The sequence below is a fragment of the Aquabacterium sp. genome (assembly GCF_004297345.1).
Classification (GTDB): Bacteria; Pseudomonadota; Gammaproteobacteria; order Burkholderiales; family Burkholderiaceae_C; genus Aquabacterium.
Genome location: NZ_SCTN01000255.1, coordinates 1 through 7,429, shown reverse-complemented (window position 1 = coordinate 7,429; position 7,429 = coordinate 1). Strand labels below are relative to the sequence as shown.

Below are 7,429 nucleotides of genomic sequence, written 5' to 3'. Positions count from 1 at the left end.
CTGACCGAAGAGCTGAGTTACGGCGCAAGCGTCGTTCTGGCCAGCCTGCGCGAGCGCCTGCCCGACGTCGCCTGGGTTGGCGGCGTAGGCTCGGGTGTGCTGGCCAGCGGCATTGAATACATTGATGAGCCCGCCCTGGTCGTGATGCTGTGCAGCCTGCCTGCCAGCGACTTCCGCGTCTTTCATGGCCGGCAACCACTGGCCGCCACGCATCCCCTGGCGTCACGCACAGGTGACCAGTGGCGCGCCCACACCGCCATGGTGCATGCCGACGGCCACGCCACCGATTTGCCCGAGCTGATTCAAGAGCTGGCAGAGCGGACTGAAACCGGCTTCCTGTTTGGCGGCGTGAGCGCAGGGCAATCACAAAGCCTGCATCTGGCGCTGGATCCTCACGCCATGTCGGCGCAAGATGCGCGCTTGCATGCACCGCAAACCGGCGTGTGGCAAGGCGGGGTCTCCGGGGTGGCCTTCAACAATCGTGTCAGGCTCGTCACACGGGTGACCCAGGGCTGCGAGCCCATCGGCCCGACGCGTGAAATCACGGCTGCACACCGCAACGTGGTCTACGAGCTCGATGGCCTGCCCGCCTTGAACTGCCTGCTCAAGGACCTCGGCATGCCGGTGACCGTGAGCGAAACCGACTGGCAGCGCGACGCCTTGCCCAAAGTGCGCGCCACGCTGGTCGGCTTGAGCGATGAAGGCACGGATCTGCTGGGGCATGGGCAACACTTCTCTGCCGATACACGCGTGCGACATCTGGTCGGCATCGACCCCAGCCGATACGGCGTCGCCGTCAGCGATCTGGTGGAAAGCGGCATGCAACTGGCCTTCTGCCAACGGCATGTGGCCGCAGCGCGCAAGGATCTGGTGCGCATCTGCGCGGAAATCCGCGAAGAATTCGATCCCAGCGAGCACCCAGGCAGTACGCCACTCGGCGCGGTCTACGTGAGTTGCGCCGGGCGAGGCGGACCGCATTTTGGCGCACCCAACGCCGAGATGGAGGTCATCGCCCACGCCCTGGGCGACATCCCACTCGTGGGGTTCTTCGCCAGCGGCGAAATCGCGCGCCACCACCTGTACGGCTACACCGGCGTACTCACGGTATTTGGTGGCTGAAACCGACACGGTTTCCCCCATCGGTGTGCCCCCTTGCGGCTGCACCTCCCGAGGGGATTTTCAAGGGGTGACACGGATCGCACACTGCGAGCCGTTGTCTGTAGCAGGACGTCAGCCGGAGTCCACCCCATGATTGCTCGCCCCATCGTTCGCCCCCGCCCTATTGCCTTTACCGCGCCGGCACACGGCGCACACGCACCGCGCCCGGTCAGTTGGGCCACATCGTCTGGCCCTGCCTCGCAGGCCGTGGCCACGGTACGCGAACCAGCCGAGGCAACGTACGAACAAGCTGCCCACGAGGCCATGTCCGTCAAGCCCGCCTGCCGCCCCGTGGCACAGCACTCAGCGCCACAGTCCGCGCGGGGGCCCAGCCAGCATCCTGCCGTCAGCCCAGCCCAAACCCGCACCAACACGACGGCGAAAGCGCAAAGCGAACTGCGCGCACGTTACATCGGCCAAGGGGCCTTGAGCGTGCGCTCGTCCGTCACCGGGCGCCACTACCGATTCCAGGGGCATGGCGACAGCCTGAAGATCGACAAGCACGACATGCTGATGCTCAAGCGCATTTCGGATCTGATCGTCGGTTGAATTGATTCCATGCGGCGGCACCAGCGACAGGTGCTGATGGGTATAAAGTGACGCTGATGGACACCACGGTCACTCAATCACCCGACACGCACCAACAGCGCCAGCAAGCGGTCGTCAAGGCCTTGCTGCGCGTGCTGCCCGAGCGCAGCATCCTGTGGCGCGATGAAGCCGTCACGCCATTCGAATGCGACGGCTTGAGCGCCTACCGTCAACGTCCATTGGCTGTGGCACTGCCCGAAACGCATGAGCAAGTAGGGGCGGTGCTCAAAGCCTGCCATGAGCTGAATGTGCCCGTCGTGGCCCGAGGTGGCGGCACCGGCCTGTCTGGCGGCGCGCTGCCCAACGCCATGGGCGTGACCTTGTCGCTGGCCCGGCTCAACCGCATCCTGCACATCGACCCGCTGGCCCGCACAGCCGTGGTCGAATGCGGCGTGCGCAATCTGGCCATCAGCGAAGCCGCTGCGGCCCACGGTTTGTATTACGCGCCCGACCCCAGCAGCCAGATCGCCTGCACGATAGGCGGCAACGTGGCTGAGAACGCTGGTGGCGTGCACTGCCTGAAATACGGCCTGACCGTGCATAACGTGCTGCGCGTGCGCGGCTTCACGGTCGAGGGCGCCGTGCTGGAACTGGGCAGCGAGGCCCTGGACGCGGCCGGCCTGGACCTGCTGGCGGCCTTCATCGGCAGCGAAGGCCTCCTGGGTGTGGCCACGGAGATCACGGTGCGCCTGCTACCCAAACCGCAGGTGGCGCGCTGCCTGCTGGCCAGCTTTGACGATGTGGGCAAGGCCGGTGATGCGGTAGCCGCCATCATCGCGGCGGGCCTGATTCCGGCCGGGCTGGAGATGATGGACAAGCCCATGACGGCGGCCGTCGAAGACTTCGTGCATGCGGGCTATGACCTGAACGCCGAGGCCATCTTGCTGGTTGAGAGCGATGGCAGCCCGGAAGAAGTCGAGGAAGAAATCGAACGCCTGCGCGCCGTGCTGGACCAGGCTGGCGCCACGCAAGTGAGCGTCAGTGAAGACGAGGCCCAACGCCTGCGCTTCTGGAGCGGCCGCAAGAACGCCTTCCCCGCCACAGGCCGCATCAGCCCGGATTACCTGTGCATGGATGCCTCCATCCCGCGCAAGGCCTTGGCCACGATGCTGCAAGCCATCAACGACTTGCAGACCACCTATGGCTTGCGCTGCGTGAACGTCTTCCATGCCGGTGACGGCAACATGCACCCGCTGATCCTGTTTGATGCCAATGACCCGGACCAGCTCCAACGCGCCGAGGCTTTTGGCAACGACATCCTGCGTCAGGCCGTGCAACTGGGCGGCAGCATCACGGGTGAACACGGCGTGGGCATTGAGAAGCTCGACGCCATGTGCACGCAGTTCACGGATGCCGAGCGCGAGCAGATGCTGGCCTTCAAGGCCGCCTTCGACCCCAAGGCACAGCTCAACCCGGGCAAGATGATCCCGATGCTGGCGCGCTGCGGCGAGCTGCGCCCAGGCCCCGGTCAGGGCATGGGGCAGACGCTTGCATTGAAGGAAGCGCTGGCGACCTTGCCGCGGTTCTGATTGGCGCGCTGTGGGCGCACCGCACGGTCAAGTCTTATTGGCCTGACGCAATGCGCTGGCGCGCCTGATAAAGCATGTCCAGCGTGATGTGACGAACCTCCGCCTTGCTCTGCGCCACGTGCGCCTTGAGCAGGCGTTGCGCCTCATCGGTTCGCCTGCGTGTGATGGCGCGCAGGATGCGGGCATGCTCGTCGTACGTGGCCTCTACGCGTGAGGGCTTGGTGAAGTCCAGACGCCTGATGATGCGGATGCGCTCGGTGATGTCCTCGTGCACGCGGATCATCTCGGCATTGCCGGTGGCGCGCACCAGGGCCGAGTGGAATTCTTCATCGAGCTTGTCCACCGTGATGAAGGCCGTCTGGCGTTCATGCGGCTTGATCAGCCAGGTGTCGGCCAGGTCCTTGAGCGCAGGGCGTTCTTCGGCCTCGCACAACTTGGCCACGGCGTGGGTTTCCAGCAGCACGCGCAGGTCATAGAGCTGATCAAAGGTCTCGAAATCCAATGGGGCGACCTGCCAACCGCTCTTGGGAAACACCAGCAGAAAGCCTTCGCGCTGCAGGCGCTGCAGGGCCTGGCGCAAGGGTGTGCGGCTCACCTGAACCCTGTTGGCCAGATCGCTTTCGGAAAAGCGATCGCCTGGCAGCAGCGCAAAGTCAAAGATCAACTGTTTGATCTGGGCATAGACCCGCTCTGCCAGGGTCACCGCAGGCAAGGAAGTCGGGGGAGAGACTGAAACCAGTTTCATGGCGAAGCGGTTGATTGGAATGGAACCATGCTGACGTGGGCTGACACGATACGCCAGCCTTCCGGCATGCGCACCCAGGTCTGGGTCTGAAAGCCATGCAGATCGGTGTCGCTGCGCTTGAACTCGCACATGGCCACGGCCATGTCCGGCCCGAATGCGGTGATGCGCACGTCATGCAAGGCACGCGTGAAATCGGGTGCGGGTACCTTGGCGCGATAGGCCACCAGGGCATCATGCCCGAGTTGCTTGTCGCAGATGCCATAGCGCGTGACGGCCTGGTGGCGCCAGAAGTAGGCATTGAGCGCATCCACATCATTGCGCATCAAGGCTGATTCATAGTCCAGAAAGATGCGTGTGACCTCCTGCACCACCTCGTGCAGATTGATCTGAGTCGAACCCAGGGTCATGCAGCGCTCCTGCTTGCTTCTGTTGGTATGACTGGTGCGGTTTGCGCCTTGACATGCGCCATGAAGGCGCGCCAGCCACCGAAGTGGCTGATGTCCTGCGCACCGGCGATGCCACACGGCTCACAAATGAAGCCCTTCACCCAGCTGCCATCGGCCAGCTCGACCGAGCCTAGCCCCAACGGCGGCGGGATCATCGCCAGGAAAGAACCGATCGAGGCTTGCGGCACGGCATAAACCTCCAGCTCGATGGCATGGCCCGTCTCCGGGGGGGCATCGTCAGCCAAGCGGGCCAGGCCAGGCTTGGGCGGCACCGTGCCCGGCAAGGCATACAGCTGGTAGCGTGGCGCCGTGCGCGTGCGCATCAGCAAGCGCGCGTGGCGTTCGGTGAGCTGCCAGTGCAAGGGCATACCGCTGAGGTGCGCGCCCACCACCGCCAGGGCCATCACGGGCTCGGCACTGAGTGATTGGCAAGCAGGCAAGCTCAGCTCGCTGTCGGTGGCCATGGCCAGGCCGTGACCCAAGGTCAAGCCCTCTTCCAGGCAACTGGCCTGCCAGCGCGCACCCAGATCCAGCAAGGCAGCGTCAGCACCGCCCGGGGCGATCAAGGTGATGCCAAATGGCAGGCTGCCCTGCGTGAAACCGGCGGGCAAGGCCAGGGCCGCCAGCCCCAGCAGGTTGACGAAGTTGGTGTAGGTGCCCAGTTGCGCATTGCGCCCCACAGGATCAGCCTCCACGCTGGCCTTGGTGGGCATGGTGGGCGCAGTGGGGACCATCAGCACATCAATGGCATCCCACACCGCGGCCTGCTGGGCGGCCAGTTCCTTCAAACGATACTGCCCCTTGAAGGCAGCCACGGCATCGTGCTGGCCAGCGCTGTCGATGATGCGGCGCACGACAGGGTTCATGTCATCGGCATGTTCTGCCATGAAGGCCGAGATGGCAGCCTGACGTTCTGCCACCCAGGGGCCTTCATACAGGAGCCGCGCCACATCGCAGAAGCCTCGCATGTCAACCGGCACCAGGGTGACGGGCCAGGGTTCACCGTCGGGCTCGCGCAGGTTGGCCCACTGCGCCTTGGCTTGCTCGAAAGCCTGCGCGTAATCAGCATCGCCAAAGAACTCGGGCGCCACCGGCACACCCACGCGCAAAGCGTGCGGCAAGCGGGACAAGCGAGGCTTGAACGCATTGAACACTGCCTGGCCAGGCTGCGGCCCTTCTGCCACCTGCAGCACGCGCGCCGCATCGGCCGCCGTGAGCGTGAACACCGACACGCAATCCAGGCTGCGGCATGCAGGCAGCACGCCGTGGGTGGGCACCAGGCCCGGTGTGGGCTTGAGGCCCACCAGGTTGTTGAAGCCCGCGGGCACACGACCTGAGCCAGCCGTGTCCGTACCCAGTGCAAAGTAAACCTCACCGCGCGCCACGACCACGGCAGAGCCGGAACTGGATCCGCCGCTGACATGGTCTTCGCTGAAGGTGGATGAAGGCGCACCATAGGGTGAACGCATGCCGACCAGCCCCGTGGCGAACTGGTCCAGATTGGTCTTGCCCACGACGATGGCACCGGCGGCCATCAGGCGGCGCACCACCTCGGCCGACTCGGTGGGCTCGAACGCGAAGGCCGGGCAAGCCGCCGTGGTGGGCAAACCGGCCACATCGATGTTGTCCTTCACGGCAAATGGCACGCCATACAAGGGCAAGCTATCGGGTGACTGCCCGGCCAGCGCATCGAGTTGCTGCTGGATGAATGGGGCATCGGCACGGGTGATCCAGGCCGGGTCCTCTGCCTGCGGGCAGGCTTGCCACCGCGACCAAAGGCGAGCCAGAACCTGCTCGGGCTGCAAGCGACCGTCGCGGTAGGCAGCCAGAAGGAGCGCCACCGTGGCGGGGATATCGGGGGCGGGGGCAGCGTTCAGGAAGGACATGCGAGCAAGGAATGAAAGAGACATGAAACAGCTCAGGCCGCCATGGCCTGCAACAAGGCCGCGCTGGGCGCAGTCCAGCCCACGATGGCGCCCTGGGCGCGAATCATCTCCAGCGTGGCCTGCTTGAACTGCGGGAAGTAACTCTCGGTGCCATCTTCGACCAACAGGCAGTCATAGCCCCGATCATTGGCTTCGCGCATGCTGGTCTGCACACACACTTCGGTGGTCACGCCCATCACGATGAGGTGGGTGATCTGGCGCACCTCCAGGGCTTCACGCAGCGGTGTCGCATAGAAGGCGCCTTTGCCGGGCTTGTCGATGACCAGTTCGCCTTCGATGGGCGCGAGTTCGGGAATGATGGCGTGCCCGGGTTCCCCGCGGATGAGGATGCGCCCCATGGGGCCTTCATCACCGATGCGCAAGGTGGGCGAACCACGGTTGAGTTTGGCCGGCGGGCAATCAGACAGATCCGGCTTGTGCGCCTCACGGGTGTGCACCACCCAGCCGCCCATCTCGCGCCAGGCCTGCAGCACGCGCTGGCAGGTGGGCACGATGGCCTGCAACAGGCTGACATCGTTGCCCAGCGAAGCGCCGAAGCCGCCTGGCTCGACGAAATCGCGTTGCATGTCGATGATCAACAGCGCGGTATGCTGGATGTCGAACTGGTAATCGAAGGGCTGAGCGTGAACGGTCTTCTTGATCATGCGGCCTCCTTGACAGGATGATGGTGGTCCGCACCGCCCATGAAGGCGCCCAGCACGTGTCGATCGGCATCGCGCGCATCGCACTCGTGCACGACGCGGCCCTCGCTCATGACCACGATGCGGTCTGCCAGCTTGAGCAACTCATCCAGATCTTCACTGACCAGCAGCACGGCCCCACCCTTGTTGCGCACGGCCATGATGCGGCTGTGGATCTCGGCGACCGCCGCGAAATCCAGACCGAAAACGGGGTTGGACACCAGCAGCACATCGACCTGGCCGTCAAACTCCCGGGCCAGCACGGCGCGCTGCACATTGCCACCAGACAGAGCGCGGATGGGGGCGTTCTCGCCTTGCGTCTTGACCTTGTAGCTGG

The 7,429-nt window shown here is 64.8% G+C and carries 7 protein-coding genes and 1 pseudogene; 3 read left to right on the top strand and 5 right to left on the bottom strand.

What is annotated here, in order from left to right; translation table 11 throughout:
• The 3 genes from EPO09_RS09080 to EPO09_RS09070 all read left to right on the top strand — a co-directional run.
• On the top strand, positions 1 to 1,119 hold a 1,119-nt coding region (locus EPO09_RS09080; protein ID WP_290642340.1), incomplete at its 5' end, for an FIST N-terminal domain-containing protein.
• Between the two features lie 129 nt (positions 1,120 to 1,248).
• A complete protein-coding gene (locus tag EPO09_RS09075) occupies positions 1,249 to 1,707 on the top strand; it encodes a hypothetical protein (RefSeq protein ID WP_290642338.1) in 459 nt (152 codons plus the stop codon).
• Positions 1,708 to 1,763: 56 nt separating this feature from the next.
• Positions 1,764 to 3,275, top strand: a complete 1,512-nt coding sequence (locus EPO09_RS09070) for an FAD-linked oxidase C-terminal domain-containing protein (RefSeq protein WP_290642336.1) — start codon at positions 1,764 to 1,766, stop codon at positions 3,273 to 3,275.
• Positions 3,276 to 3,309: 34 nt separating this feature from the next.
• On the opposite strand, the gene EPO09_RS09065 is transcribed toward EPO09_RS09070, so the two are convergent.
• The 5 genes and pseudogenes from EPO09_RS09065 to EPO09_RS09045 form a co-directional block, all read right to left on the bottom strand.
• Positions 3,310 to 4,020 (bottom strand): GntR family transcriptional regulator, encoded by a 711-nt coding sequence (locus EPO09_RS09065; protein ID WP_290642334.1) that lies wholly within the window; start codon positions 4,018 to 4,020, stop codon positions 3,310 to 3,312.
• Positions 4,017 to 4,427, bottom strand: coding sequence for an oxalurate catabolism protein HpxZ (hpxZ, locus tag EPO09_RS09060; RefSeq protein ID WP_290642332.1), 411 nt, complete (start codon positions 4,425 to 4,427; stop codon positions 4,017 to 4,019). The genes EPO09_RS09065 and hpxZ overlap by 4 nt, the downstream gene beginning before the upstream one ends.
• Positions 4,424 to 6,376, bottom strand: a complete 1,953-nt coding sequence (gene atzF / locus EPO09_RS09055; protein WP_290642330.1) for an allophanate hydrolase — start codon at positions 6,374 to 6,376, stop codon at positions 4,424 to 4,426. The genes hpxZ and atzF overlap by 4 nt, the downstream gene beginning before the upstream one ends.
• 8 nt (positions 6,377 to 6,384) lie before the next feature.
• Positions 6,385 to 7,056, bottom strand: coding sequence for a cysteine hydrolase family protein (locus EPO09_RS09050; RefSeq protein ID WP_290642328.1), 672 nt, complete (start codon positions 7,054 to 7,056; stop codon positions 6,385 to 6,387).
• Positions 7,053 to 7,429: pseudogene (locus EPO09_RS09045) on the bottom strand (ABC transporter ATP-binding protein); the annotation flags it as partial. The gene EPO09_RS09050 and the pseudogene EPO09_RS09045, both read right to left, overlap by 4 nt.